The 223-nt window shown below is 62.3% G+C and carries 1 protein-coding gene; it reads right to left on the bottom strand.

Going from position 1 to position 223, the window contains the following annotated elements; translation table 11 throughout:
• Positions 1 to 223, bottom strand: a 223-nt coding sequence (locus tag E4K09_RS14770; protein WP_166802337.1) for a M81 family metallopeptidase, incomplete at both ends; no start/stop codon positions are given.

Here is a 223-nt window from a genome sequence, read left to right as displayed (position 1 = left end):
GGATAGGTCTTGAAGCCGACCAGCACGTCGGCATTGGCGACCATGCGTTCGGTGATGTTGCCATGAAGATCGAGGGCGACGCCAAGCGGCACATCCGGCGCGACGGCGCGACCGCGCGCGAGAAGTTCTCCCTCCCCGTCGTCAAAACTTTCCGTCACCATCGCACCGTGAAGATCGACAAGAATGGCGTCACATCCGTTCCGGACAGCCTCGACGATGGCGG

The sequence above is a fragment of the Microvirga pakistanensis genome (genome assembly GCF_004458765.1).
Taxonomy (GTDB): domain Bacteria; phylum Pseudomonadota; class Alphaproteobacteria; order Rhizobiales; family Beijerinckiaceae; genus Microvirga; species Microvirga pakistanensis.
Note: the sequence above shows the minus strand (reverse complement) of the source record. Positions and strands in the feature narration are given on the sequence as shown.